The sequence below is a fragment of the Acutalibacter sp. 1XD8-33 genome (genome assembly GCF_003612555.1).
Classification (GTDB): domain Bacteria; phylum Bacillota; class Clostridia; order Oscillospirales; family Acutalibacteraceae; genus Acutalibacter.
The window spans coordinates 142,451-168,520 of the sequence record NZ_RAZF01000005.1 but is presented as its reverse complement, the minus strand read 5'-3'; the positions used below and the strand labels follow the sequence as shown (position 1 = coordinate 168,520).

Below are 26,070 nucleotides of genomic sequence, written 5' to 3'. Positions count from 1 at the left end.
GAAAGTCGTGCCGTGCAGCAAGGTTATGTCAAAATTGGTAATCGTGGAGTCGCCCTCCAAGGCGAAAACCATTCAGAAATATCTGGGGCCGGACTACAAGGTGGTGGCCTCCATGGGCCATGTGCGGGATCTGCCCAAGGCCCGGCTCTGTGTGGACGTAAAGGACAATTTCAAGCCCAAATACACCATCATCAAGGGGAAGGAGCAGCTGGTGAAGGAGCTGAAGGCCGCCGCCGAAAAGGCGGACACCGTGCTGTTGGCCACCGACCCGGACCGGGAAGGGGAGGCCATCTCCTGGCATCTGGCCTATATTCTCAAGCTGGACGGGGACGCCCCGGATCGGGTCACCTTTAACGAGATCACCAAGACCGGCGTGGCGGAGGGCATGGCCCATCCCCGGTCCATCGATATGGATCTGGTGAACGCCCAGCAGGCCCGGCGAATCCTAGACCGGCTGGTGGGCTACACCCTGAGCCCCTTTCTGGTCAAGACCATCCGCAAGGGCCTCTCCGCGGGCCGGGTGCAGTCTGTGGCGGTGCGGATGATCGTGGACCGGGAGGAAGAGATCCGAGCCTTTGTGCCCAAGGAGTACTGGAGCATCGACGCCAAGCTCACCGCGCCGCCCTCCCGCTCCGTGTTCCCGGCGGCCTTCTATGGGGACGCCAACGGGGAGATCGAGATCGGGGATCAGGAGCAGGCGGACAAAATCCTCCGGGAGCTGGAGAACGAGGAGTTTGTGGTGGGCCCGGTGAAAAAGGGCAGGCGCAGCCGCCAGCCCGCCCCGCCGTTCATCACCTCCACCTTGCAGCAGGAGGCCAGCCGGAAGCTGGGCTTTCAGGCCTACCGCACCATGCGGGCCGCCCAGGAGCTCTACGAGGGCGTGGACATTGAGGGCCAGGGGGCTGTGGGCCTGATCACCTATATGCGTACCGACTCCCTGCGGGTTTCCGAGGACGCCATCCGGGACGCGGCGGAGTTCATTGAGGGCCGCTGGGGGAATAAGTACCTGCCCCCCAAGCCCCGGCATTATAAATCCCGTGCCAATGCCCAGGACGGCCACGAGGCCATCCGCCCCTCCACCATCTCCCTGACCCCGGAGCGGGTAAAGGGCTCCCTCACAGCCGATCAATTTAAGCTCTACAAGCTGATCTGGGAGCGGTTCCTCTCCAGCCAGATGGCAAACTGCGTGCTGAATACCACCCAGGCCAATATTCTGGCGGGGAAATATATCTTCAAGGCCAGCGGCTTCAACGTGAACTTCGACGGGTTTACCGTCCTGTATGAAGAGAGCAAGGACGAGGAGGAGAAGGCGGGCAAGGACCTGCCCCCTCTGGAAGAGGGCATGAAGCTGAAGGTCCGGGAGCTGAAGGGCAACCAGCATTTCACCCAGCCGCCCCCGCGCTTCACGGAGGCCTCCCTGATCAAGACCCTGGAGGAGAACGGCATCGGCCGGCCCTCCACCTACGCGGCCACCATCTCCACCATCACCATGCGAGAGTATGTCACCCGGGAGGGGAAGGCGTTTAAGCCCACGGAGCTGGGAGAGGTGGTCACCAAGGTGATGAAGGAGCAGTTTCCCAAGATCGTGAACACCCGGTTTACCGCCCAGGTGGAGAACGAGCTGGACGCGGTCCAGCGGGGGGAGGAGGAATGGGTGGACACCCTGCGCAGCTTCTACGATGATTTTGACAAAACGGTGCAGAAGGCGAAGAAGGCCATGGACGGGGTGAAGATCCATCTGAAAGAGGACGAGACGGACGAGATCTGCGACAAATGCGGCCGCCCCATGGTGGTGAAGCACGGGCGCTTCGGCAAGTTCATCGCCTGCTCGGGCTACCCGGAGTGCCAGAACATCAAGAAGATCGTCAAGGCCACCGGGGCGGAGTGCCCCAAATGCGGGGGGAACATCATTGAGCGCAAGTCCAAAAAGGGCCGGGTGTTCTACGGCTGCGACCGCTACCCGGACTGCGACTTTGTCTCCTGGGACCCGCCCACGAAGGAGAAATGCCCGGTGTGCGGCAAGGTGCTCTTCCAGAAGAAAACCAAGGACAAGCGGATTTACTGCGCCACCGAGGGCTGCACCTTCCCGGGGAAGGCGCCCAAGGAGTGAGCCCCGCTTCTTGCCGAATTTCGCCAGAAGCGAAATTCTCCCGAAAACCGCGGGGCGGTTTTCGATTTCATGGTTTGCCCCCTGGGCAAACCATGGCAAGAAGCGGGAAAAGGGCGGGAAAACCACTGAAACGGGGGGCTAGGATGGAAAAAATCACGGTTGTGGGCGGGGGCCTGGCTGGATGCGAGGCCGCGTGGCAGATCGCCCAGGGGGGCGTGCCGGTGGAGCTCTTCGAGATGAAGCCCCAGAAGTTCTCCCCGGCCCACAAATCCCAGGGGCTGGCGGAGCTGATCTGTTCCAACTCCCTGAAGGCCGCCCGGATCGAGTCCGCCGCCGGGCTTCTGAAAGAGGAGATGCGCCGGCTGGGGTCCCTCCTGGTGCCCATCGCGGAGCGGACAGCGGTCCCGGCCGGGGGGGCTTTGGCCGTGGACCGGGAGGAGTTTTCCCGGCTGGCCACGGAGGCGATAGAGGGGCATCCTCTGATCTCCCTGCGCCGGGAGGAGCTTTCTGAGCTGCCGGAGGGCGTGGCGGTGGTCGCCACCGGCCCCCTGACGGCGGAGCCTCTGGCGGAGAAAGTCCGGGAGCTCTGCGGGGGCGGGCTGTACTTTTTCGACGCGGCCGCGCCCATCGTCACGGCGGAGAGCGTGGACATGGACCGCTGCTTTGCCGCCGACCGCTACGGCCGGGGGGAGGGGACCGGGGACTACATCAACTGCCCCATGAACAAGGAGGAATACGAGCGCTTTGCCGCCGCTTTGGTGGATGCGGAGCGGGCGCCCCTCCACGGCGTGGACCGGGACGGCCCCAAGGTGTACGAGGGCTGCATGCCCATCGAGGTGCTGGCGGGCCGGGGGCTGGACGCCATGCGCTACGGCCCCATGAAGCCCGTGGGCCTCACGGACCCCCGCACCGGCCATCGCCCCTGGGCGGTGGTGCAGCTGCGCACGGAAAATCGGGAGCGCACGCTCTACAATCTGGTGGGCTTTCAGACAAACCTGAAATTCGGCGAGCAGCGCCGGGTGTTCGGGATGATTCCCGGCCTGGAGCGGGCGGAATTCGTCCGCTACGGGGTGATGCACCGGAACACCTTCCTGGATTCCCCCAGGCTGCTTAGAGGAGACTTCTCCCTGCGCCAGCGGTCCGGCCTCTTCTTTGCCGGGCAGATGACCGGGGTGGAGGGGTACATGGAGTCGGCGGCCAGCGGGATTCTGGCGGGGCTCAACGCCCTGCGGAAGCTCCGGGACCGGGAGCCTCTGATTCTGCCGGAGACCACCATGATGGGGGCTCTGAGCCGGTACATGTCCGGGTACGAGGGCAAGGACTTCCAGCCCATGGGGGCGAATTTTGGCATCCTGCCGCCCCTCTCGGAGAAAATCCGGGACAAGCGGCAGCGGTATGCCCGGCTGGCCCAGAGGGCGCTGGAGGACTTGGAAGAAAGGAGAAAGACATGCGGATTATTGTAGACGCTTTCGGGGGGGACAACGCCCCGGGGGAGATCCTGCTGGGCTGCGCCCACGCCATGGACCAGCTAGGGGTGGACATCGCCCTTTCCGGGGACAAGGACAAGCTCCTGGCCTGTGCCGGGGAGCTGGGCCTCAAGGACCAGCTGGACAAGATGGAGATTTTCCACTGCACGGATATGCTCACCATGGAGGACGAGCCCACGCAGATCTTAAAGGAGAAATCCGGGAGCTCCATGGCGGTGGGAATGCGGGCTCTGGCCGAGGGCAAAGGGGACGCCTTTGCCAGCGCCGGGAACAGCGGGGCCATGGCTGTGGGGGCCACCAGCATTGTCAAGCGGATCAAGGGTGTGCGGCGGGTGGCCTTCGCGCCGGTGCTGCCCAGCACCAAGACCCCTTTCATGATCTCTGACGGCGGGGCCAACGTGGCCTGCCGCCCGGACATGCTCTTACAGTTCGGACTGATGGGCTCCGTGTACATGAAAAAGGTGATGGGCGTGGAGAATCCCCGGGTGGGACTGGTGAACGTGGGCACCGAGGACCACAAGGGCGACGACCTGCGCCTGGCGGCCCATGCCCTGCTGCGGGACTGCGGGGAGATCAACTTCATCGGGAATATCGAGCCTAGGGACATTCCCTATGGGGTGTGCGACGTGGCCGTGGCCGACGGCTTCACCGGCAACACGGTACTGAAGCTCTACGAGGGCACCGCCCTGGCCATGATGGGCATGGTGAAGGGGATCTTTCAGAAGAGTGTGAAGAACAAGCTGGCCGCGGCCATGATCTACGGGGACCTGCAGGGGCTGAAAAAGGCCATGGACTATAATTCTTATGGCGGCGCGCCGATTATTGGGGCGGCAAAGCCGGTGTTCAAGATGCACGGCAACGCCAAGGCCAACGCGGTGGAGAACGCCCTGCGTCTGGTGCGGGACTGCACCCAGTCCGGCTTTGTGGAGGAGATCGCGAACGCGCTGGGCAGAAAACAGAACGGGTAGGTCCACATTTTTGGGGAGAGAGGAGATCTGGATGCGAGCGCTGGAGGAATATGAGAAACGGATCGGCTACAGCTTTCAAGATAAAAAACTGCTGGAAACCGCGTTGACCCACTCGTCCTATGCCAACGAGCACAAATGCGAAAGCTATGAGCGCCTGGAATTTCTGGGGGATTCCGTGTTGGGCTTTGTCACGGCGGAGTACCTGTTTGAGCATTTTGCGGGTTTGCCTGAGGGCCAGCTTACCAAAACCCGGGCGGCTCTGGTGTGCGAGAAGTCCCTGTGTGGTTTTTCCCGGTCTTTAGAGGTGGGCAGCTTTCTGCGGCTGAGCCATGGAGAGATGCATTCCGGCGGGAGAGAGCGGCCCAGCATTCTGGCGGACGTGTTCGAGTCCACCACTGCGGCCATCTATCTGGACAGCGGGGACCTGGAGGAGGCGAAGCGGTTCATCCTGCGGTTTATCGGGCCGGCGGCGAAGTCCCGAAGCGGCAAAGCCTTTAAGGACTACAAGACCACCCTACAGGAGATCATCCAACAGAATCCGGAGGAACGGCTGGAATATGTGCTCACCGGGGAGAGTGGACCGGACCATGAGAAGCATTTTTCGGTGGAAGTCCACCTGAACAGCAATGTGATCGGCAAAGGCGGGGGCAGGAGCAAGAAGGAGGCCGAGCAGCAGGCCGCCCGGGAGGCCCTGGAGCTGATGGGGTATTGAGGCGTGATTTCTCTGGAACCCCTGAATCCGGCGAGGCCGGGAAAACATGCCAATATCGCCATTTTTGTGCCTCATTTGGGCTGTCCCCAGCGGTGCAGCTTTTGCGAGCAGAACGCCATCACAGGGGCAAACCATGCCCCGCCGCCCACGCCGGAGGACGTGCTCTCGGCGGCGGAGATAGCGGCGCGGTCTTTGGGAGAGAGGCGCAAGGAGGCGGAGATCGCCTTCTTTGGTGGGAGCTTTACCGCTATCCGCCGGGACTATATGCTGGCCCTGTTAAGCGCGGCCAAGGAGGCGGCAGACCGGTACGGCTTCCACGGGATCCGCTGCTCCACCCGGCCGGACGCCGTGGATTCGGAAACCCTGGAACTTCTCTCCGCCTATGGGGTGACCGCCATTGAGCTGGGGGCCCAGTCCATGGACGACGGGGTACTCCAGGCCAACCGCCGGGGGCACACCGCCCGGGATACGGCGGAAGCGGCGGACCTGATTCGCGCCGGGGGCTTTGAGCTGGGCCTGCAGATGATGACAGGCCTCTATAAAAGCACGGCGGAAGGGGACCTGGAGACCGCCCGGCGGCTGATTGCCCTGAAGCCCGCCACGATGCGAATTTATCCCACCCTTGTGCTGCCCGGCACAGAGCTGGCCCGACTGTATGACCGGGGGGAATATTGCCCCCAGAGCCTGGAACAGGCGGTAGAGCTGTGCGCCGTGCTGCTGGAAGAGTTCCGGCGGGCGGGGGTGCGGGTGATCCGGCTGGGGCTGCATGCCAGTCCTGAGCTGGAGAAAAAGCGGCTGGCCGGGCCTTATCACCCGGCGTTCCGGCAGCTGGTGGAGAGCCGGGTCTATCTGGAACAGCTTCTCCGGGTGCTGGAGCAGTCCGGCCCTGGGGAGTACGTGGTGGAGGTGGACCCTCGGGAGCTGTCCATAGCCCTAGGTCAGAGGAAGGCCAATCTGGAGGAGCTGGCGCGCCGGGGGTATCGAGTTACGTTCCGACAGAGACTGGAAGATCAGTTATAGGCCTGCGGTAGCCGCTGGACCCGGCTTTTGGGAATTTCCCGGAACGGCCTCCGGCCGGCTCCGGTGAAATTCCGCCGAAGCACGCTTCGGCCCTACGGGTCCGGCCCTTGGCCGGACCCGCGCAAAAGCCGGTGGGAGAAAGGAGAAGCCCATGCAAAAGCTTATTATTGTCAGCGGGTCCCCCTGCGTGGGGAAGAGCGCGGCGGCGGACCTGCTCTATCAGGCCTATGAAAACTCCGCCTACCTGGATGGGGACTGGTGCTGGTGCGTGCATCCGTTTTCCGTGGAGGATCCCCGCCTGCGGGAGGGGGACAAGGCCATGTCCGCAGTGCTGTCCAACTATCTGCGGCTGGATTTCGACTACGTGGTGTTCTGTTCGGTGGTGGCTATGTATGAGAACATCCGAGAGGCCATTTTGCGGGATATCACGGCGGCGGGCTTTGAGACGGTGGGCTTCACCCTCACCTGCACGGAAGAGACCCTCCGCCAGCGGCACAAAAAGCGGGGGGACCAGAACGAGTGCTCCTTTGAATGGCTGCGCCTGCCGCCCTACCCTGGGGACCATGTGATCCACACGGATGGGAAATCCCCCCGGGAGGTGGCGGCAGAGATGAAGATAATCATTGACTCCCTGGAGGACTAGTATGGAGCTGATCACGGAGCGCTTAATTTTGAGGACAGTAGAACAGCGGGACGTAAAAGAGGTGGCCCGGATGTGGGACTTTGAACGGGGTCCCATCCCGGAAGAGGAGGCCGGGAGGGTCCTGGAGCGGATGGCGGAAAACCACCGGAAGAACCGCCCCGGGCGGATTTACCACCTCTGCCTGGGGGTGGCGGAAAAGTCCGCGCCGGAAACCATCATCGGCTGGTGCGGGCTGGACGGCACCTCCGGGGACAAGCTGCACATTTTCTACTCCATAGAGCCGGAACACCGGAGCAGGGGTTATGCCACAGAGGCGGCGCGGGCCCTTTTGAACTATGCTTTCCAAGATGCGGGGGCGGCGTTCGTAAACGGCGGGTGCTATCAGGAGAACCAGGCCTCTTACCGGGTGATGGAAAAGGCCGGGATGCTTCCCGCCGGAAGCGAGGAAAACGGCGACCCCCTTTTCTATCTGGACAGGGAGACGTATCTAAAAAAGCAGGAGTTGACCCAATGATATTGAAATCACTGGAGCTGCAAGGCTTCAAGACTTTTCCGGACAAGACGACCCTGAGCTTCGAGCGGGGGATCACCTCTGTGGTGGGCCCCAACGGCAGCGGAAAGAGCAACATCAGCGACGCCATGCGCTGGGTGCTGGGGGAGCAGTCTCTGCGCACGCTGCGCTGCTCGAAGATGGAGGACGTGATCTTCGGCGGCACGCCCCAGCGTCGGGCCCTGGGCTTTGCGGAGGTGACTCTTACCATCGAGAACAGCGACCGGGCCCTGCCCTTTGACAACGATCAGGTGGCTATCACCCGCCGCTACTACCGCTCCGGAGAGAGCGAATACCTCATCAATAAGAACACCGTGCGTCTCAGGGACATCAACGAGCTCTTTATGGACACGGGCCTGGGCCGGGACGGCTACTCCATCATCGGCCAGGGCAAAATTGACAGTATCGTGGGGGCCAAGTCCGAGGACCGGCGGGAGATCTTCGAGGAAGCAGCGGGAATCTCCCGCTACCGCTACCGGAAGGAGGAGGCCGAACGCAGGCTCTCTAAGGCGGAGGAAAACCTGGTGCGCCTGCGGGATATTCTCTCCGAGCTGGAGGGCCGGGTGGGCCCCTTGAAGGAGCAGGCCGAGAAGGCGGAACAGTTTATCCGGTATGACGAGGAGAAAAAGAGCCTGGAGATCGGCATCTGGGTGGAAACTCTGAATCGTTCCGCCGGGGCCCTGCGGGAGCACCAGGAGAAGATCGGGCTGGCAAGGGCCCAGCACCGGGAGATTGAGGAGAAGATCGAAGAGATTTCCCAACGGACGGAGGAGAACTTCCGGGAGACAAACCACTGCACCGGAGCCATGGATGCCGCCCGGAGCGAGGCCTCTTCTCTGGACGAGCAGGCTGTGCGGGTTGAGGGAGAGATTGGGCTGCTGCAAAGCGAGATCGCCCACAACGCCCAGGACGGGGAGCGCCTGACGGGACAGCTTCAGGCGGCGGAGCAGTCCACCGAGGAGACGGCCCGGGAGATGGCCGAAAAGCGGGAACAGCTCCTTTTGGAGGAGCGGCGGATGGAGGAGAGCCGCCGGAAGCTGGTGGATTTCACCGGGAAGCTAGAGGAGCTGCGCCGGGGCGCCGACCGGGCCACCCGGGAGATCGAGCTGGCCGCCGCCAAGCTGGCGGGCGTGAACGCCAGTCTCTCCGAAGAACGGATCCGCATCAGCTCGGTCCAGTCCTCCATAGAGGAAATCAAGCTGCGGGCCATGGCGGTGAAGGAGAACGTCCGCCAGACGGCCCGGCGGCGGGAGGCTGCGGAGCAGGAGGCCCGGGAGCTGGAGGAGCTTTTGGAGCAGGTCACGGCAGAGGCCTCCGCCAAGGAGAACGCCGTCAAAGGCTACCAACTCCGGCTGGAGAGCCGGAGAAAGCGAGTGGCCGCCGCCAGGGAAACCATGGACCGCCTCACCCTGGACGCCAACGAGCAGTTGCGCCGGGCCAAGCTCTTAGAGGACTTGGAGCGGAATCTGGAGGGCTTTGGCCAGAGTGTGAAGGCGGTGATGAAAGAGTCCGGCCGGGGGATGCTCCGGGGGATCTGCGGGCCGGTTACCCGGCTGATTCAGGTTCCCAAGGAGTACGCGGTGGCCCTGGAAACCGCCCTGGGCGCTGCCATGCAGAACATTGTGGTGGAGACAGAGCAGGACGCCAAGGCGGCGATCAACCTGCTGAAACAGCGGGATCAGGGCCGGGCGACTTTTCTGCCTCTGACCACTGTGAAGGGCCGTTCCATGGATACCCGGGAGATGGAGGGAATTCCAGGATTTGTGGGCGCGGCGGCGCAGTTGTGCTCCTGCGAGGGAAAATACGCGGGAATCCGGGACTCCCTTTTGGGCCGGGTGGCCGTGGCGGAGGACCTGGACAGCGCCGTGGCTATCGCTAAGCGCACCGGCTATCGGTTCCGGGTGGTGAGCCTGGACGGTCAGGTGGTGAACACGGGCGGGTCCCTCACCGGCGGGTCCCGGGCGAAGAATTCCGGGCTGCTCAGCCGGTCCGGGGAGATCAAGCGGATTCGGGAGAAGGCGGCGGACCTCCAGGCCCAGGCGGAGCAGGCCGCGGCGGCCTTCCAGGAGAGCCAGCGGGAGCTCTCCGCCTGCGAGGGGGAGCTTGGAGCCGCCCAGGGAGAGCTGGCCTCTTGCCAGGAAGAGCGGACCCGGGTGGCCATGGAGCTGACCCAGGCCAAGCGGGAGCAGGAGTCCATTCTGGAAAACATCCGTGAGCTGGAGAAAGAGCAGGCAGAGTCCCAGGAACGGCTGGACCGTCTGACAAAGGCCCGGAAGGAAAGCCAGGAGCGCCTGGAGGACTGGGAAAAGCAGGCAGCGGATTGGCAGCGGAAAAGCCAGGAACTCACCGGCGACCGCCAGGAACAGCTGGAGCGGTGCGAGGAGATCGGCGGCGCGGTGCAGGCCCTGCGCATGGAAGAATTCTCCGCCCGGAAGGACAGGGACGCCTTGGCGGCCAGCCTGGAAGAGATGGAGGCCCGCCAGCGGGACGCCTCCGGGGTGCGGGAACAGCTGCGGCAGGAGATCGCCGGGTTAGAGGAAAAATCCCGGGGTCTAGAAGAAGAGATCCGGCGACAGAGAGAACAGGTGGAGGCGCTCCGCCAAAAGGCCCAGGAAAAGCGGGAAGAAGTCCAGCAGGCGGCGGAAAAGCGCACAGAGCTGGAAAAAGAGGCCGGAGAGCTGCGGGCTCAGGAGCGGGAGGCGGTTTCCCAGAGAGAAAACGCCGGACGGGAGCTGGCCCGGCTTCAGGAGCGGTCCGACAACCTGCAAAAGGAGTACGACGGCCTGGTGAACCGCTTGTGGGAGGAGTATGAGCTCACCCGCCGGGAGGCCCAAGAGGAGGCCGCAGAGATTGAGGACCTGGCCGGGGCCCAGCGGCGGCTGGCGGAGCTGAAGAACAAGATCAAGGCCCTGGGCGCGGTGAACGTGGGGGCCGTGGTAGAATATAAGGAGGTCTCGGAGCGGTACGAGTTTCTTCGGAAGCAGGTGGGGGACGCGGAGAAATCCAAGCAGGAGCTGCTGGAGCTCATCAGCCAGCTCACCGCCCATATGCGGGAGCAGTTCACGGAGCGCTTCGGGGAGATCAACCAGAATTTTGGCAGCATCTTCCGGGAGCTCTTTGGCGGCGGCGGGGCGGAGCTGAGCTTCTCTGACCCCAGCGATGTGCTCAGCTCGGGCATTGAGATCAAGGTACATCCCCCGGGGAAGATCGTCACCCACATCGAGAGCCTTTCCGGCGGGGAGAAGGCCCTGGTGGCCATCTCCATCTACTTTGCCATCATGCGGGTGAACCCGCCGCCCTTCTGCGTGCTGGACGAGATCGAGGCCGCGCTGGACGACGTGAACGTCACCCGGTTCGCCCAGTATCTCCGGCGGATGACGGGGAAGAGCCAGTTCATCACCATCACCCACCGCCGGGGCACCATGGAGGGAAGCGACATGCTCTACGGCGTGACCATGCAGGACCAGGGCATCAGTAAGCTGCTGGCCCTGCGCACCGAGGAGGCGGCGGAGTTCAGCGCTTAGAATCATACGGAGTGGCCTCCGTCGCCACAGGTCGGCGACTACGGCAAGGTCGTGGGACGCCGTCCCACACCCTGCGAGCTTTTGAAAAAGCTCGAGCAAAACTTTTGCCCTGGTTAGCTTAGCTCAAACACATAAACAGTTCACGACGAACGAAGTGAGGAGTGGGTAAAAGTTTCGTCCACCTTTTCAAAGGTGGCGGTGGTTTGGAGGCAGAGCCTCCAAGGTCTTAAAAAGCACATCTTGTTTCATTTTTCGGAGAAAGGGGAAAACCATGGGATTATTCGATAAAATCCGCCAGGGCCTGAAAAAGACCCGGGAGAGCATCAGCGGGCAGATCAGCCTGATGGTGAACTCCTTCACCAAAATCGACGAGGAGCTCTTTGAGGAGCTGGAAGAGCTTCTGGTCATGGGCGACGTGGGCATGGACACCGCAGAGTTCATCACCGGGGAGCTGCGGCGGGTGATCAAGGAGAAGGGCATCACGGACCCGGCGCTGATTATGGACGAGCTCAAGGCCATTGTGGCGGGAATCCTCGCGGGGGACTGCCAGCTCCATCTGGACACTCAGCCCACGGTGATTCTGGTGATCGGGGTCAACGGCGTGGGCAAGACCACCGCCATCGGCAAAATGGCCGCCATGCTGAAGGCCCAGGGCAAGTCGGTGATCCTGGGCGCGGCGGATACCTTCCGGGCGGCTGCCATCGACCAGCTGGAGGTCTGGGCCCAGCGGGCGGACGTGCCTATGATCAAGCACGGGGAGGGGGCCGACCCCGCCGCCGTGGTGTTCGACGCCATCTCCGCCGCCAAGGCCCGGCACTGCGACGTGATCATCTGCGACACCGCCGGGCGGCTGCACAACAAGAAGAACCTCATGGACGAGCTGGCTAAAATCTCCCGGGTCATCGACCGGGAACTGCCGGGCTGCTGCCGGGAGAACCTGCTGGTGCTGGACGCCGCCACCGGTCAGAATGGGGTGAACCAGGCCCGGGAGTTCATGGGCGCGGCCAATATCACCGGCATTGTGCTCACCAAGCTGGACGGCACCCCCAAGGGCGGCGTGGTGCTGCCCATCAAGCGGGAGCTGGGCCTGCCCGTGAAGTTCATCGGCGTGGGGGAGCAGATCGACGACCTGCAGCCCTTCGACGGCGAGGCCTTCGCGGCGGCGCTGTTCGACGCATCCGGCGGGGCGCCGGTCCCCGAGCCTGCCAAGGCCCAGGAGGAAACCCTTCCGCCCCAGGCCGGCGGGGAGCCTTCCGTCCCCCAGGAAACAAAAGAGACAGAGCCCGCGCCCCAGCCCCCGGAGGAGGAACCCGCCGAGGAACCGGAGGAAAAGCACCGGCGATTCCGGGCTTTTGTGGAGGATTTGATGGGTCGGCTGGACCGGGACGAGAGCGTCCAGGACCTGCTGCCCCGGCTGAACCAGTGGCGGGATGACCGGGAGCTGGACCGGGACGACCAGCGGCTGATCCGAAACCTGCTGCTAACGGTGCAGAGCAGGCAATAAGGGAGGAGGTTCTTTATGAAATTTGTGATCGCAACCCACAACAAGGGAAAGCTGGTGGAGTTCCAGCGGCTGTTGGAGCCCATGGGCATTGAGGCCGTCACCATGGACATCTCCGAGCCGGAGGAGACCGGGACCACCTTTGCCGAGAACGCCTATATCAAGGCGGAGGCGGCCTGCCGGGAGACCGGCCTGCCCGCCGTGGCGGACGACTCCGGCCTTTGCGTGGACTACCTGGACGGCGCGCCGGGGATCTACTCCGCCCGGTTTGCGGAGCCGGGGAAGCGGCGGCTCACGGTGCTGGAGAGGCTGAAGGGTGTGCCCAAGGAGCAGCGGGGGGCCCATTTCGTCAGCGCGGTATGCTGCGTGTTCCCCAATGGGGACAGGATCGAGGCCGAGGGCCGGTGCTACGGGATCATCGGGTTTGAGAGCCGGGGGGAGAACGGCTTTGGCTACGACTCCATTTTCGAGCAGGACGGGGTCACCTTCGGGGAGCTGAGCGCGGCGGAAAAGGACGCCCGCAGCCACCGGGGCCACGCCTTCGCGGAGTTTGAGCAGAAGCTGCGGGAGTATCTGGGAAAATGAGCAACACCCCCACTTTGAAGACGGAGCGGCTGATCCTGCGTCGGTTCACCCAGGAGGATATCCCCGCCATTTTCGCCATTTTCAGCCACCGGGAGGTGAACCGGTTTCTGCCCTGGTTCCCGGTGAAAACCATGGACGAGGCCCGGGAGTTCTACCGGGCCCACTATGTGGAGTGCTACGAGAGGCCCCAGGGGTATTTCTACGCCGTCTGTCAGAAGGAGGACAACGTGCCCGTGGGCTATATGGGCCTGGGGGCCAGAGAGCCCTATGACCTGGGCTATGGACTGCGGCGGGAGTTCTGGGGGCGGGGGATCGCCAGCGAGGCGGGCCGGGCCCTGGTGAAGCGGCTGGCCCAGGACGGCCTGCCCTACGTCACCGCCACCCACGACAGGAACAACTCCGCCAGCGGCCGGGTGATGGAGGCCCTGGGTATGACCTACCGCTATTCCTACCGGGAGCAGTGGCAGCCCAAGAACATCCCGGTGGTATTCCGGATGTGTCAGCTGAATCTGAACGGGGACTGGCCCACATATATGGGATACTGGGAGAAATACCCGGAGCATTTTGTGGAGGACCTGTCCATAGAAAACTAGAAATGAGGGATCGTTTTTGACAAGCAAACAGCGGGCCTATCTGCGCTCTTTGGCCGTGGAACTGGACACCATCCTGTACGTGGGCAAGGGGGGGCTGGGGCCTGAGATTCTCAAGGAAGCCGACGCGGCCCTGACTAAGCGGGAGTTGATCAAGGGCCGGGTACTGCCGGACACCTGCCCGGCATCCCCACGGGAAGCGGCGGAGGAGATCGCGGCGGCCACCCGCAGCCAGGTGGTCCAGGTGATCGGGTCCCGGTTCGTGCTGTACCGGCGCAACCCCAAGCAGCCCAAGATCACCCTGCCCAAGCCATGAGGACCGGGGTTTACGGCGGCACCTTCAACCCCATCCATCTGGGGCACACCCACATTCTGGGGGAGTTCATGAGGCGGCTCTCCCTGGACCGGGCCCTGCTGATCCCCACCGGCGTGCCGCCCCACAAGCGGGCCCCGGATCTGGCGTCCGGCGAGGACCGAGCGGCCATGTGTGCCCTGGCGGCGGAGACCTTCGGGGGGAGGGTGCGGGTCTCCTCCATAGAGCTGGAGCGGCCGGGAAAGAGCTACACCGCCCTGACCCTGGGGGCGCTGACGGACCAGTACCCGGAGGACGAGCTCTTCCTGCTCATGGGGGAGGACATGTTCCTGACGGTGGACCGCTGGTTCCACGCGGCGGAGATCTTCCGGCGGGCGGCGTTGTGCGCGTCCCCCCGAAGCCCGGAGGGGATGGTTCCCCTCCAGAAAAAAAAGCAAAGCCTGGAGGCCCTGGGGGCCCGGTGCTTTGTGGAGGACATCCCCTTCTGGGACGTGTCGTCCACCCGGGTGCGGGAGCTGGCGGCCAGGGGGGAGAGCCTGGAAGGGCTTGTGCCCCCAAAGGTGGCGGACTATATCCGGGAACATCAACTATACCCATAGGGAGGCGGCGGAATTGACCTTTGCGGAATACGAGGCGGAAGTGAAACAGCACCTGACAGACCAGCGGTTCTACCACAGCCAGTGTGTGGCGGAGTGCGCGGCGGAGCTTGCCCGGCGGTACGGCGCGGACGTGGAGCAGTCGAGGCTTGCGGGAATCCTCCACGACATCATGAAGGACACGCCGCCGCAAGAACAGTTGAAAATCATCGAGAAATATGGTATCATGCTCACAGAGGCGGAGCGGCGGAACGTGAAGCTCTGGCACGCGGTGTCCGGCGCGGCCTACGTGGAGCATGTGCTGGGGGTGCGGGACCGGAAGATCATCGACGCCATCGCCTGCCATACCGGAGGAAAATCCGGCATGGGCCTGCTGGATAAGGTGCTCTTTGTGGCGGACTACATCTCCGCCGACCGGGACTATCCCGGCGTGGAGGAGCTGCGGGCGCTGGCGGAAAGCAGCCTGGAGGAGGTCATGATCGAGGGCATCGCCTTCACCATCCCCGAGCGCATGGAGGCCCGGCTGACCCTGGAACCCCGGTCCATCGAGGCCTACAACGAGGCCCTCTGGGAGCTGGAAAGCCGCCGGGAGCGGCGCTGACCAGCCGGATAATTCCCAAAAGACAGCTGGGCGGACTGCGGAGCGGGGGAAAAGTTTGGTGGGGTCTGGGGGCGATAATCGCCGGTGGCGATTTCCCGTCGCCGACCGAACCGGCAGGTGAGAAGAACCCCCAGCCGCCGGAGGCCATAAATATCCTTCCAAAAAAGAAAGGAACGTGACATATGAATTCTTTTGAGCTGGCAAAACAAGCGGCCCGGCTGCTGGACGAGAAAAAGGCCGAGAACATCAGCGTCATCAAGATCGACGCCATCTCCAGCCTGGCGGACTATTTCGTCATCGCCACGGGCCGGGGCAGCACCCATGTGCGCTCCCTCTCCGACGAGCTGGAGGAGAAGCTGAAGGAGCGGGACATCGCCCCCGCCCGCATCGAGGGCTACCGGTCTGACAGCTGGATTCTGCTGGACTATACCGAAGTGGTGGTCCATGTCTTTACCCAGGAGGCCCGGGATTTCTATGATCTGGACCGCCTGTGGGCCGACGGCGCCAAGGTGTGCTGGCAGGACGAAGCGGAGGAACAATAGACTATGCGGACGAAAAAGCAGGCGGAGCTGATCGACGGCTTTCTGGCAAACCTGGACCCGGAGCTGGGCAGGGTCTACCGGGAACTGATTCTGCATCTGTCCGGGCTGGGATACGATCCCAAGAAGCAGCGCTCGGCCATTGTGTTCAACTGCGCCCAGCACAATAAGCAGATAGCGAAAATCGGCTTCGACCGGAAGGGGAACCCCTTTTTTGCCCTGCGCTTTTCCGCCTGCCGGGGGTATTCCCAGCGGTTTTCCCACATCGTGCGCGAGGCCGTCTGCGGGAAGAACTATATGGAGCCAAACTGCATGGCAAAGGGCGAGGATTTCTGCAAGGGGCCGATAGATCAGCGGCTCTATACCTATGGGCTTCCGAACGGCGAAACGCGCTATCACTGCGGGGCAAAGGCCCTTGCGATACCCGGGCTCTCCCGGGAGGACGTGCCGGAAATCAAGCGCCTGATGGAGGAGGAGCACCGTTTCCTCATGAAATACGAGGCGGGGCCTGACCCGGAGGGGACCTAAAAGCGCGGCGCGTGTTCTCAATTTATACCTTGACAAGCTCCGCCGGGTAGTGTATAATTTTTAAAAACATTGAAAGACTGTGACGGGAAGAAGGCACTGCGGCCGCCTTTCAGAGAGCCTGCGGTTGGTGCGAGCAGGCAGGACGCGCGGTGCGTATACTGGTCCCTGAGTTTCCCTACCCAAAGGCGCGCGCCATGCGGACGGCGCGGCGCTCAGTAGGTGCGGGACGTGCGGCGGCGTTATACGCCCAGCCTTGTTGGAGGCTATGAGGGGATGTGCGCGAGCATGTCCCGAAATCACGGGTGGTACCGCGAAATTGAGATAGTTTCGCCCCGGATGCTTGATGGGCAACGCAGCGCGTTTCCCATCGGCGTCCGGGGTTTCTTCTGCCGCCCGGCTCCCCCCGCGGGGCGGAAAACCATCAGAAAGGATGACAGCAATGAAATACGACCACAAAGCCGTGGAGCCCAAATGGCAGAAGGCCTGGGAGGAGGCCGGGGTGTTCCACGCGGAAGAGAAGTCCCGGAAGCCCAAATTCTACGCCCTCATCGAGTTCCCCTATCCCTCCGGCGCGGGCCTGCATGTGGGCCATCCCCGGCCCTATACCGCCCTGGACGTGGTGGCCCGCAAGCGCCGGATGCAGGGCTACAACGTGCTGTACCCCATCGGCTGGGACGCCTTCGGCCTGCCCGCCGAGAACTACGCCATCAAGAACCACGTGCACCCGGAGGGCATCACCCGGGAAAACATCAAAAACTTCACCCGGCAGATCAAGTCCCTGGGCATCTCCTTCGACTGGAGCCGGGAGGTGTGTACCATCGACCCGGACTACTACAAGTGGACCCAGTGGATCTTCCTCCAGCTCTATAAGCACGGCCTGGCCTATAAGAAAGAGATGAACGTGAACTGGTGCACCAGCTGTAAGTGCGTGCTGGCCAACGAAGAGGTGGTCAACGGCGTGTGCGAGCGCTGCGGCAGCGAGGTGGTCCACAAGGTGAAGAGCCAGTGGATGCTGAAAATCACGGAGTACGCCCAGCGGCTCATCGACGATCTGGACACTGTGGACTACCCGGACCGGGTGAAGGCCCAGCAGAAGAACTGGATCGGTCGCTCCACCGGCGCGGAGGTGGACTTTGACACCACCGCCGGGGATACCCTCACTATCTACACCACCCGACCCGACACCCTTTACGGCGCTACCTATATGGTCATCTCCCCTGAGCACCCCTATATCGAGAAGTGGGCGGACCGCCTGGGCAACCTGGAAGCCGTGCGGGAGTATCAGGCCCAGGCGGCCCGGAAGTCGGATTTCGAGCGCACAGAGGTGGCCAAGGATAAGACCGGCGTGCGCCTGGAGGGGGTCGCCGCCGTCAACCCGGTGAACGGGGAGGAGATCCCCATCTTCATCAGCGACTACGTGCTGGTGAGCTACGGCACCGGGGCCATTATGGCCGTGCCCGCCCATGACAGCCGGGATTGGGACTTCGCCAGGAAATTCAACCTGCCCATCATCGAGGTGGTGAAGGGCGGAGACGTCCAGCAGGCGGCCTTCACGGACTGTGAGACCGGCGTGATGGTAAATTCCGGCATCCTGGACGGCCTTACCGTGGAGGAGGCCAAGAAGAAGATCACGGAATACCTGGAGGAGAAGGGCATCGGCCACGCCAAGGTGAACTACAAGCTGCGGGACTGGGTGTTCTCCCGGCAGCGGTACTGGGGCGAGCCCATTCCCATGGTATACTGCGAGAAGTGCGGCTGGCAGCCCATCCCGGAGAGCGAGCTGCCCCTGCGCCTGCCCCAGGTGGACAGCTATGAGCCCACGGACACCGGCGAGTCCCCCCTGGCTCACATGACGGACTGGGTGAATACGACCTGTCCCTGCTGTGGCGGGCCCGCCAAGCGGGAGACGGACACCATGCCCCAGTGGGCCGGGTCCTCCTGGTACTTCCTGCGGTACATGGACCCCCACAACCCGGACGCTCTGGCCAGCAGGGAGGCCCTGGACTATTGGTCCCCCATCGACTGGTACAACGGCGGCATGGAGCACACCACCCTCCACCTGCTCTACAGCCGGTTCTGGCATAAGTTCCTCTATGATATCGGCGTGGTTCCCACCGCCGAGCCCTACGGAAAGCGTACCAGCCACGGGATGATTCTGGGCTTTAACCCCCACAACTTCCAGAATCTGCCCGAGGAGGAGCAGAAGCGGATGCTGGCGGAATTTGGCAGCGAAAAGGCCGCTCAGGCCGCGCTGGTGGAGAAGTACGGGGAGATGGCGGACCATCCCATCGTGAAGATGAGCAAGTCCCTGAACAACGTGATCAATCCCGACGACATTGTGGAGGAGTACGGCGCGGACACCATGCGCCTCTACGAGATGTTCGTGGGCGACTTTGAGAAGGCCGCGCCCTGGAGCACCGCCGGGGTGAAGGGATGCCGCCGGCTTATCGACCGGTACTGGAACCTGCGGGAGAACCTGATTGACAGCGAAGAGCTGCGCCCCGCCCTGGAGAGCGCCTTCCACAAGACCATCAAGAAGGTGACCGAGGACACGGAGACCCTGAAGTTCAACACCGCCATCGCCGCCTTGATGGCCCTGATGAACGAGATCGGCGGGCAGGAGGGCGTCACCCGGGGAGAGCTCCGGCTCTACACCCTGCTGCTGAACCCCTTCGCCCCTCACATCACCGAGGAGGTCTGGGCCCAGTGCGCCCTGGGAGAGGGCATGGCCTGCCAGCAGCCCTGGCCCCGGTATGACGAGGCCAAGTGCAAGGACAGCACCGTGGAGATCGTGGTGCAGATCAAGGGCAAGGTGCGGGCTAGGATCAACGTCCCGGCGGACATCTCCAAGGAGGACGCCATCGCCGCCGCCAAGGCCGAGGAAAAGATCGCCGCCGAGACCGCCGGAAAGGACATCGTCAAGGAGATCTACGTTCCCGGCAAGCTGGTGAATCTGGTGACGAAGTAAGAAAACCGTAAGTTGACAGACGGCCTGGCCGGATGTATACTGAAAAGAAAAGGAGGCGCGGCTATGCAAGTGAATCCAGTGAAGAATACCATCAACCATGATTTTGTCGCCCAGCAGACCCAAAAGGTTCAGCGGGCCCAGGAGGCCAAGGTGATTCCCCAGGAAAAGCCCGTGGAGGAGGCTGGAAAGCCGGAATTCCACCAGGAGCCGGACCAGTATACCCCCAGGGAGCCGGAAGCGGCCAGTGGGCGCTATTGGATGGAACAGGGGGAGGAGGGCTCGAAGGTTCGCTTCGACGCGCCGGAGGACAAGGACGCCGCTCCCGGAGCTAAACAGTCTGAGGAAAGGCCGGTGGAACAGACAACCACCGATACTGATGAGGTAGACCGGGAGATTGAGCGTCTGAAAAAGAAGCTGGAGGATTTGCGGAAGCGCCTGGACCAGCCCCAGGGCCCGGAGGAGGACCGTCTGGAAAAGCAGATAAAGCAGGTGGAAAGCGAGCTGCAAAGGAAGGACAACGACACCTACCGCAAGGCCCACGCTAAGATTTCATAGAATGAAGAAAAACCCTCGGGAGACCGGGGGTTTTCTTCTAGCTTTTTTGAGGGTTTTATAGTAAACGCACTTGAAAATCGGGAAATAACGATTTTCAAGCTAGGCGGCTGAGGAGGTCGCAGCCTCCCCGCCGGGTTTAAAAGAGGTATTCCGCCTCTTTTGAACTGCGTTAACTATTACCGGCGGTATTTCCGGTAGGCGTTCCGCGCCGCAATGCCCAGGGTCAGGACCGCACAGGCTGCCAGCAGCAGGGCAAGCCCCCAGCCGAGGACGGTTCCCACGCAGCCCGCCGTATCCCACATGCGGTCGATGCCGCGGGAGATGGGCCAAAAGAGCAGATCGCACACTGCGGACAGAAACCGAAACAGAATATTTACACTCCCCGTGGCCAGCCTCCAGAGCACATCCAGAATTCCGGTGATGAGATGCCAGCCAGCGCCCATCAGGTCGCCCAGCAGACTGAAGATAGACAGAGTCATCATAATCCCCCTTCGAAAGATTTTCATTATGTCATAAATCTGCTTGGAGAAGTCCGGTGCTTTCCCGCAGGGAGAAGAGGAAGAGTTGAGCACACTTAACTCTCGCTTTGCGCCTCAGGGCTTCTCCGAATGTACGCTTTGCGTACATTATATCAGGAATTGGCGCTTTCCACGATCCTATAGTAGGTTCGGGCGGTGAGCAAATAGATGAGCAGATAGACCGCGCTGAAAATCAGCACCGTGCCCGCCATGGAGACGAGGATGAGCTGGAAGTTGACGGCGTTCATCAGCGCCAGAATCTTCTGCAGCATGGGGAAGGCGAAGCACAGATGGATGATGGCTGTCACCAGGGGCAGGAAGAACACCAGAAGCACCTGGCTGTGGATGCTCTTCTTCACCTCATGCCGGCTCATCCCCACCTTCTGCATGATGTCAAAGCGCTTGGCGTCCTCATAGCCCTCGGATACCTGCTTATAGTAGATGATGAGCACCGTGCCCATGAGGAACATGGCCCCCATGAAGAGCCCCAGGAAGAATACGCCCCCATAGAGGGTCTGATAGTCCTCCCGGATTTCAGGCTTGCACATACGGCCCAAAGAGAGGCCCTCCCCGTTTTCGTAGGCCTGCCAGCTGTGCCACGATTCATCCAACCACTGGTCTATGCCGTTATAGACGGCTTTCACGGTTTCCGTATCGTGGCCCGCGATGTCGAAGGCGTAGGTATACTCGGCCCAGTACCAGGACTGGTTTCTTCCATTGCCTTCATCATCCAGATATAGCTTCTCGCCCTGGATCACCGCCGGGTCGTTAAGCACCAGGGAATAGCTCTCGTAGCCCATCAGGTAGCTGGTGTCCTGGTTCCGGCCGGGCAGGTCGATCTTCTCCACCTGATAGGTCTTGCCGAAAACAGTCATGGTGTCATAGGGGAAGGTTTCCGCCGGGTCGTAGAGCAGAATCTGGTCCGGCCCGAGAGTCCTGCTTTCATGGAAAAAGCGGTTGTAGTCCTCCAGGGAATACACGTCAAAGGAGGCGTAGGTGGAGCTCATCAGGCCGTCGCCCACATAGAGGGTGTCGTCCACCCGGGAGCAGGCCAGCAGCCAGGCCCGCGCCTCATACAGGTTCTCCATCTGGGCGTTGTTCTGGGCGCAGAGCTCGTCTGCCTTCTGGCGCATCTGCTCCAGCTCCTCTTCGGTAGGGCCGGAAAAGCTCAGCCGGATGTCCTGGGGGCAGCGCTTTTCCACCGCGTCGTCCACGCCGGTATAGAGGGAGAAGGTGGTGGAGACCGTCACCAGCAGGCAGGTAAAGAGAATGCAGATGGAGGCCAGGCCCGCGGCGTTCTGCTTCATGCGGTAGAGCATTCCGGAAACTGTGGTGAAGTGCCTGGTCTTGTAGTAGAAGCTCTTGTTCTTCTTCAGCAGCTTCAGCAGGGCTGTGATGCCCACAATAAACAGCAGGTAGGTGCCCAGAATCACCAGCACCACCGCCACGAAGAACATGACTAGGGCGTCTATGGGGTTTGTGATGGACAGGGAGAGATAGTACCCGGTCCCCAGCAGCCCTACCCCCAGCACCGCCAGCAGCCAGTGGGCCTTGGGCTCCTTCTCGCCTGTCTCGCTTCCGTGGAGGAGCTCGATGGGCTTGGAGAGCCGCACCTGCAAGATATTATAGAGAGCGGTTGCCAGGAAGATGCAGCCGAACAGGAGGGCGGCGTTCAGGATGGCGTCGGGAGGGATGAGGAAGGGGACCACGTCCGCCATGCCCAGCAGCTTTTCCAGAATGAGGAACAGGGCTTTGGAGAAGGCCAGGCCCAGCCCGATGCCGAAGAGGAGGCAGATCAGGGCGGTGAAAAGGGTTTCGGTGAGGATGACCCCGGCGATGTGGCGTTTTTCCATGCCCAGAATATTGTAGAGGCCCAGCTCCTTCTTCCGGCGCTTCATCAGAAAGCTGTTGGTGTAGAACAGGAAGATGGCCCCGAAAATGGCGATGACCACCACGCCCAGCTCCAGGACGGAGGCTGTGGTGCGGGCGCCGTAGAATTCCGAGCTTGCCGCGCCCTTGGTCAGGGCGGAGATCATATAGTACATCATGATGATGCCGGAGCCGGACAGCAGATAGGGGGCGGTGACCCGGTAGTTTTTCCGCAGATTCTGCCAGGCCAGCCGGGGATACAGCTTAAACATGCGTTTCTCCCCCTTCAAAGTGCTTTCCCTGAGAGCCGGACTGCCCTGCCCCGGCGGAACCCGGCGCCGGCTGCGCGGGGCCCTCTCCGCCGGGATATTCGAACGCGGGGGATTGGGGCGGCTGAGGGGCGCTGGTGGCCAGCACGGTCAAGGTGTCGGAAATGCTCTGATACATCTGGTCGTCGCTCATATTCCCCCGGTAGATCTGGTGGAATACCTGGCCGTCTTTGATGAACAGCACCCGCCCGGCCCGGCTGGCCGCCTGGATGGAGTGGGTCACCATGAGCACGGTCTGGCCCTGGCGGTTCACCTCTGTGAAGATGTCCATGATCTGCCCGGCGGAGCGGGAGTCCAGCGCGCCGGTGGGCTCGTCGGCCAAAATCAGCTGGGGCCTTGTGATGATGGCCCGGGCGATGGCGGTGCGCTGCTTCTGGCCCCCGGAGATCTCGTAGGGGAACTTCTGCAGAAGCTCCTCGATGCCCAGGCTGCGGGCGATGGGCTCCAGGCGCTGGCGCATTTCGCCGTACTTTTTTCCGGCCAGCACCAGGGGCAGGAAGATGTTGTCCTGGACGGAGAAGGTGTCCAGCAGGTTGAAGTCCTGGAACACGAAGCCCAGATTATCCCGGCGGAAGGCGGAGATCTCCCGCTCCTTCAGGCTGACGATGTCCCGCATGTTCAGAAAGACCTGGCCGCTGGTGGGTTTGTCCAGGGCCGCCAGAATGTTCAGCAGGGTGGTCTTGCCCGAGCCGGACTCGCCCATGATGGCGGCGAACTCCCCCTGCTCCACGGTGAAGTTCACGTCCTGGAGGGCCTGAACCCGGGCGCCGCCCAGGCGGTTAGAGTATACTTTTTTCAGATGTTCCACGTTTAAAAGAGCCACTTGAAATCTCTCCTTTTCTTTAGCATGGCTCCATTATAAACGCCAATTCTTACAAAATCCATAACTTGGCCTTACGAAAAGGATCACCGACCTTACAGTTTTGTAAGGTCGGCGATTTTGGAAGCGCCTCAGCAGGGCTTGGCAAAAGTGCTTTTTGAGTACTATTAAGGCCTGCGGCGGCACAGATCGCCGCCTCCGGCAAGGTCGTGGGGCTCCGCGCCCCACACCCCCGCCAGCGTAAGACCCGCTGGACCGGTCAATGTTGTCCATCGTAAACGTTCACGACGAACGACAGTGAGGAGTGACATTGCGCGGTCAAGGGGCGTTAGGCCCCTTGCAGGGGTTTGGGGACGGAGTCCCCAAGGTCTTAGTCCCTGCCTAGCCTGGGGCGGCGCAGGTGGATTTTCACGGCGGTGCCCTCTCCCGGCTGAGAGAGGATCTCCATGGGGTTCTGCAGCTTGTCCAGCACCCGCTTGGTGAGGTACAGTCCCAGGCCCGTGCTGGCGGCTTCCGCCCGGCCGTTCTGGCCCGTGAAGCCCCGCTCGCACACACGGGGCAGGTCGGCGGGGTCGATGCCGATCCCCGTGTCCCGGATGGTGAGCACGTCGTTTTCGTCCATGGAGATGGTGATCGTCCCGGCGGGGGTGTACTTGATGGCGTTGGAGATCAGCTGCTCGATGACGAAGAGCAGCCATTTCTCGTCGGTGACCACCTGATTCCGAAAGTCCTCCAGCTCCAGGCGGAGCTTCTTATAGATGAACTGGGGGGCGAACTTCTTTACCGCCTGGGCCGCGATGGGCCGCACCGGGTGCGGCTCCAGCCGCAGGTCGGCGCTCATGGAGTGGATGCGCAGGTAGCCCAGCACCATCTCCACATACCGCTGGATCTTGAACAGCTCCTGCTCCAGGGCCTCCCGGTCCTCCGGCCGGGACTGTAAAATCAGCCCCATGGCGGCCAGGGGCGTTTTCACCTGATGCACCCAGAGGGTGTAGTATTCCAGCAGGTCCTCCTGGCGGCCGTTCAGCTGGCGCTCCAGCTCCGCCGTGCGCAGGCGCAGAAGCTCCAGAGATTCCAGCAGCATTTTTTGGGGCATGGCCCCCAGGGCCTCCACGGGCTCCAAAAGGTCCGGGGCCATGCGCCGCAGCTTTTCCGCCGCCCGGTACCGCCTGTGGTAGGCGAGAAAATCTGGCAGGCCGAACAGCCCCGCGCCCAGAATCCCCAGGATCAGAAAGGCGTAGAACAGGGGGATAAAGGGCAGGCGGTACAGCCAAAACAGCCCTGCCGCCGCCAGCATCAGCGTCAGGGCGCAGAGGACTGTCCGGCGGCGGTCCCATATATAATGTATCAGCAGCATGGGATCACTCCAAAATATATCCCTGGCCCTTTTTGGTGGCCAGCAGGCCCCCCAGGCCAATGGATTCCAGCTTTTTCCGCAGGCGGGAGATGTTCACCGTGAGGGTGTTGTCGTCGATGAAGCTCTCGCTCTCCCAAAGGCGCACCATCAGGTCCCCCCGGCTGACCGTGTGCCCGGCGTTTTCCATGAGCACCTGCAAAATCCGGAACTCGTTCTTGGTGAGCTCCGCCCTGCCCTCCGGCCCGGAGACCGTTTCGGCGCCCACATCCAGCAGGGCTCCCCGGTGCTCAAGGAGGCTGGCTGTGCCCGGCATGGAATAGCTCCGGCGTAGCACGGCCCGGATTTTGGCGGTGAGCACGGAGAGGTCGAAGGGCTTGGGAATGAAGTCGTCGCCCCCCAGCTCTATGGCGGTGACGATGTTCAGGTTGTCCGAGGCAGAGGAGAGGAACACCACCGGCACCTGGGAGCGCTTGCGGATTTCCTGGCACCAGTGGTAGCCGTTCATGCCTGGCAGGCCGATGTCCAGGAGCACCAGCTGGGGCTCGAATCCGACGAATTCCTCCAGGATCCGGGAGAAGTTTTCCACCGCCTGGACCTGATACCCCCACATGGCCAGGTGCTTGGCCACGGCCCGGCGGATCACCGGGTCGTCCTCCACCAGAAAAATCTTATACATGGCAAAGGAGCTCCCGGATGGCCTCGTAGCTCTCCGCACGATAGGTGCAGGGAGGCTGGGGATGCTGGCCGGCGGGGTCGTACCAGAGGCTGTCCAGGCCGGCGTTCACCGCGCCCTGGATGTCGGAGCTGGGGGAGTCGCCGATGACAAGGGCCTCCGCCGGGGAGAAGCCGGGGATATGGGCCGCCACGTAGTCGAAGTACCGCTTGTCCGGCTTGCCCACGCCCACCGCCTCGGAGACGAAAACCTCCCGGAAATAGGGGGCAAGGCCCGCATGCTCCAGCCGGGGGAGCTGGCTGACCACATTGCCGTTGGTGATCATATAGAGCTGGTAGGTGCGGCTCAGGCCCCCCACCAGCTCCACTGCGCCGGGGTATGGGGTGCCGGTTTTGGCCAGAGAGGAAAAATAGGTTTCGTTCACCTGTGCCGGGTCGCCGGAAAGGCCGGTCTCCTGAAGGAACTCCACGAAGCGGGAGAGATAGAGCTCCTGCTTGGAGCATTCTCCCCGCTCGAAGCGCTCCCAGGCCCGGTTGTTGCACTGGTCGTAGCAGTCCAGAAGGGTTTGGGAATAGGGCCGCTGGGCGGCGAAATGGGCGGCGTACATGATCTGGAAGGCCTGGACCATGTCATTGGGGAAGTCCAGCAGGGTGTAGTCCGCGTCGAAGAGCAGAAACCGGTAGCGCATAGAATCATCCTTTCCCGCATAGATAT

The 26,070-nt window shown here is 62.4% G+C and carries 22 protein-coding genes and 2 pseudogenes; 18 read left to right on the top strand and 6 right to left on the bottom strand.

Annotated elements, in window-relative coordinates; genetic code table 11:
* The first annotated feature begins 25 nt into the window (after positions 1-25).
* The 18 genes and pseudogenes from topA to D7X94_RS06160 all read left to right on the top strand — a co-directional run bounded on the left by topA (position 26) and on the right by D7X94_RS06160 (position 19,790).
* Complete coding sequence (gene topA / locus D7X94_RS06245) at positions 26-2,110, top strand: type I DNA topoisomerase (protein WP_120426867.1); 2,085 nt, start codon at positions 26-28, stop codon at positions 2,108-2,110.
* Between the two features lie 143 nt (positions 2,111-2,253).
* Positions 2,254-3,573: a methylenetetrahydrofolate--tRNA-(uracil(54)-C(5))-methyltransferase (FADH(2)-oxidizing) TrmFO gene (trmFO, locus tag D7X94_RS06240; protein ID WP_120426866.1), complete on the top strand. Its 1,320-nt coding sequence runs from the start codon at positions 2,254-2,256 to the stop codon at positions 3,571-3,573.
* Complete coding sequence (gene plsX / locus D7X94_RS06235) at positions 3,558-4,565, top strand: phosphate acyltransferase PlsX (protein WP_120426865.1); 1,008 nt, start codon at positions 3,558-3,560, stop codon at positions 4,563-4,565. The genes trmFO and plsX overlap by 16 nt, the downstream gene beginning before the upstream one ends.
* A 31-nt stretch (positions 4,566-4,596) precedes the next feature.
* On the top strand, positions 4,597-5,277 hold the full coding sequence (rnc, locus tag D7X94_RS06230) for a ribonuclease III (protein WP_120426864.1): 681 nt from the start codon (positions 4,597-4,599) through the stop codon (positions 5,275-5,277).
* A gap of 3 nt (positions 5,278-5,280) precedes the next feature.
* The gene (locus tag D7X94_RS06225; protein ID WP_243111208.1) at positions 5,281-6,297 is read left to right on the top strand and encodes an elongator complex protein 3; all 1,017 of its coding nucleotides are present in this window, start codon (positions 5,281-5,283) and stop codon (positions 6,295-6,297) included.
* Positions 6,298-6,448: 151 nt separating this feature from the next.
* Complete coding sequence (locus D7X94_RS06220; RefSeq protein ID WP_120426863.1) at positions 6,449-6,940, top strand: AAA family ATPase; 492 nt, start codon at positions 6,449-6,451, stop codon at positions 6,938-6,940.
* A gap of 1 nt (position 6,941) precedes the next feature.
* Positions 6,942-7,454 carry a GNAT family N-acetyltransferase gene (locus D7X94_RS06215; RefSeq protein WP_120426862.1) on the top strand — a complete coding sequence of 171 codons (513 nt, stop codon included), beginning with the start codon at positions 6,942-6,944 and terminating at the stop codon, positions 7,452-7,454.
* A complete protein-coding gene (gene smc, locus D7X94_RS06210) occupies positions 7,451-11,014 on the top strand; it encodes a chromosome segregation protein SMC (RefSeq protein WP_120426861.1) in 3,564 nt (1,187 codons plus the stop codon). Before D7X94_RS06215 ends, smc begins: the two co-directional genes overlap by 4 nt.
* A gap of 271 nt (positions 11,015-11,285) precedes the next feature.
* Positions 11,286-12,188: pseudogene (gene ftsY, locus D7X94_RS06205) on the top strand (signal recognition particle-docking protein FtsY); the annotation flags it as partial.
* Positions 12,189-12,533: 345 nt separating this feature from the next.
* Complete coding sequence (gene rdgB / locus D7X94_RS06200; protein ID WP_120426859.1) at positions 12,534-13,100, top strand: RdgB/HAM1 family non-canonical purine NTP pyrophosphatase; 567 nt, start codon at positions 12,534-12,536, stop codon at positions 13,098-13,100.
* Positions 13,097-13,693, top strand: coding sequence for a GNAT family N-acetyltransferase (locus D7X94_RS06195; protein WP_120426858.1), 597 nt, complete (start codon positions 13,097-13,099; stop codon positions 13,691-13,693). Before rdgB ends, D7X94_RS06195 begins: the two co-directional genes overlap by 4 nt.
* Positions 13,694-13,709: 16 nt before the next feature.
* Complete coding sequence (locus tag D7X94_RS06190; protein WP_120426857.1) at positions 13,710-14,006, top strand: YhbY family RNA-binding protein; 297 nt, start codon at positions 13,710-13,712, stop codon at positions 14,004-14,006.
* Positions 14,003-14,602 carry a nicotinate (nicotinamide) nucleotide adenylyltransferase gene (gene nadD / locus D7X94_RS06185; protein WP_120426856.1) on the top strand — a complete coding sequence of 200 codons (600 nt, stop codon included), beginning with the start codon at positions 14,003-14,005 and terminating at the stop codon, positions 14,600-14,602. Before D7X94_RS06190 ends, nadD begins: the two co-directional genes overlap by 4 nt.
* Before the next feature lie 13 nt (positions 14,603-14,615).
* Entirely contained in the window at positions 14,616-15,200 is a 585-nt protein-coding gene (gene yqeK / locus D7X94_RS06180; protein ID WP_120426855.1) for a bis(5'-nucleosyl)-tetraphosphatase (symmetrical) YqeK, read from the top strand.
* 182 nt (positions 15,201-15,382) lie between these two features.
* Positions 15,383-15,742, top strand: coding sequence for a ribosome silencing factor (gene rsfS, locus D7X94_RS06175; protein ID WP_120426854.1), 360 nt, complete (start codon positions 15,383-15,385; stop codon positions 15,740-15,742).
* A gap of 3 nt (positions 15,743-15,745) precedes the next feature.
* Complete coding sequence (locus D7X94_RS06170; RefSeq protein WP_120426853.1) at positions 15,746-16,267, top strand: hypothetical protein; 522 nt, start codon at positions 15,746-15,748, stop codon at positions 16,265-16,267.
* A gap of 439 nt (positions 16,268-16,706) precedes the next feature.
* Positions 16,707-19,235, top strand: coding sequence for a leucine--tRNA ligase (leuS, locus tag D7X94_RS06165; RefSeq protein ID WP_120426852.1), 2,529 nt, complete (start codon positions 16,707-16,709; stop codon positions 19,233-19,235).
* 63 nt (positions 19,236-19,298) lie between these two features.
* Positions 19,299-19,790 (top strand): hypothetical protein, encoded by a 492-nt coding sequence (locus tag D7X94_RS06160; RefSeq protein ID WP_120426851.1) that lies wholly within the window; start codon positions 19,299-19,301, stop codon positions 19,788-19,790.
* A gap of 176 nt (positions 19,791-19,966) precedes the next feature.
* Here the strand turns inward: D7X94_RS06160 and D7X94_RS06155 are convergent, their stop codons facing one another.
* The 6 genes and pseudogenes from D7X94_RS06155 to D7X94_RS06130 all read right to left on the bottom strand — a co-directional run bounded on the left by D7X94_RS06155 (position 19,967) and on the right by D7X94_RS06130 (position 26,044).
* Entirely contained in the window at positions 19,967-20,269 is a 303-nt protein-coding gene (locus D7X94_RS06155; protein ID WP_120426850.1) for a hypothetical protein, read from the bottom strand.
* 152 nt (positions 20,270-20,421) lie between these two features.
* The gene (locus D7X94_RS06150; RefSeq protein ID WP_120426849.1) at positions 20,422-22,449 is read right to left on the bottom strand and encodes an ABC transporter permease; all 2,028 of its coding nucleotides are present in this window, start codon (positions 22,447-22,449) and stop codon (positions 20,422-20,424) included.
* A gap of 118 nt (positions 22,450-22,567) precedes the next feature.
* A pseudogene (locus tag D7X94_RS06145) lies at positions 22,568-23,329 on the bottom strand (ABC transporter ATP-binding protein); the annotation flags it as partial.
* A gap of 367 nt (positions 23,330-23,696) precedes the next feature.
* Complete coding sequence (locus D7X94_RS06140; RefSeq protein ID WP_120426847.1) at positions 23,697-24,683, bottom strand: sensor histidine kinase; 987 nt, start codon at positions 24,681-24,683, stop codon at positions 23,697-23,699.
* Between the two features lie 4 nt (positions 24,684-24,687).
* Positions 24,688-25,359: a response regulator transcription factor gene (locus D7X94_RS06135; protein ID WP_120426846.1), complete on the bottom strand. Its 672-nt coding sequence runs from the start codon at positions 25,357-25,359 to the stop codon at positions 24,688-24,690.
* Entirely contained in the window at positions 25,352-26,044 is a 693-nt protein-coding gene (locus tag D7X94_RS06130; RefSeq protein WP_120426845.1) for a YjjG family noncanonical pyrimidine nucleotidase, read from the bottom strand. Before D7X94_RS06130 ends, D7X94_RS06135 begins: the two co-directional genes overlap by 8 nt.
* Positions 26,045-26,070 lie beyond the last annotated feature (26 nt).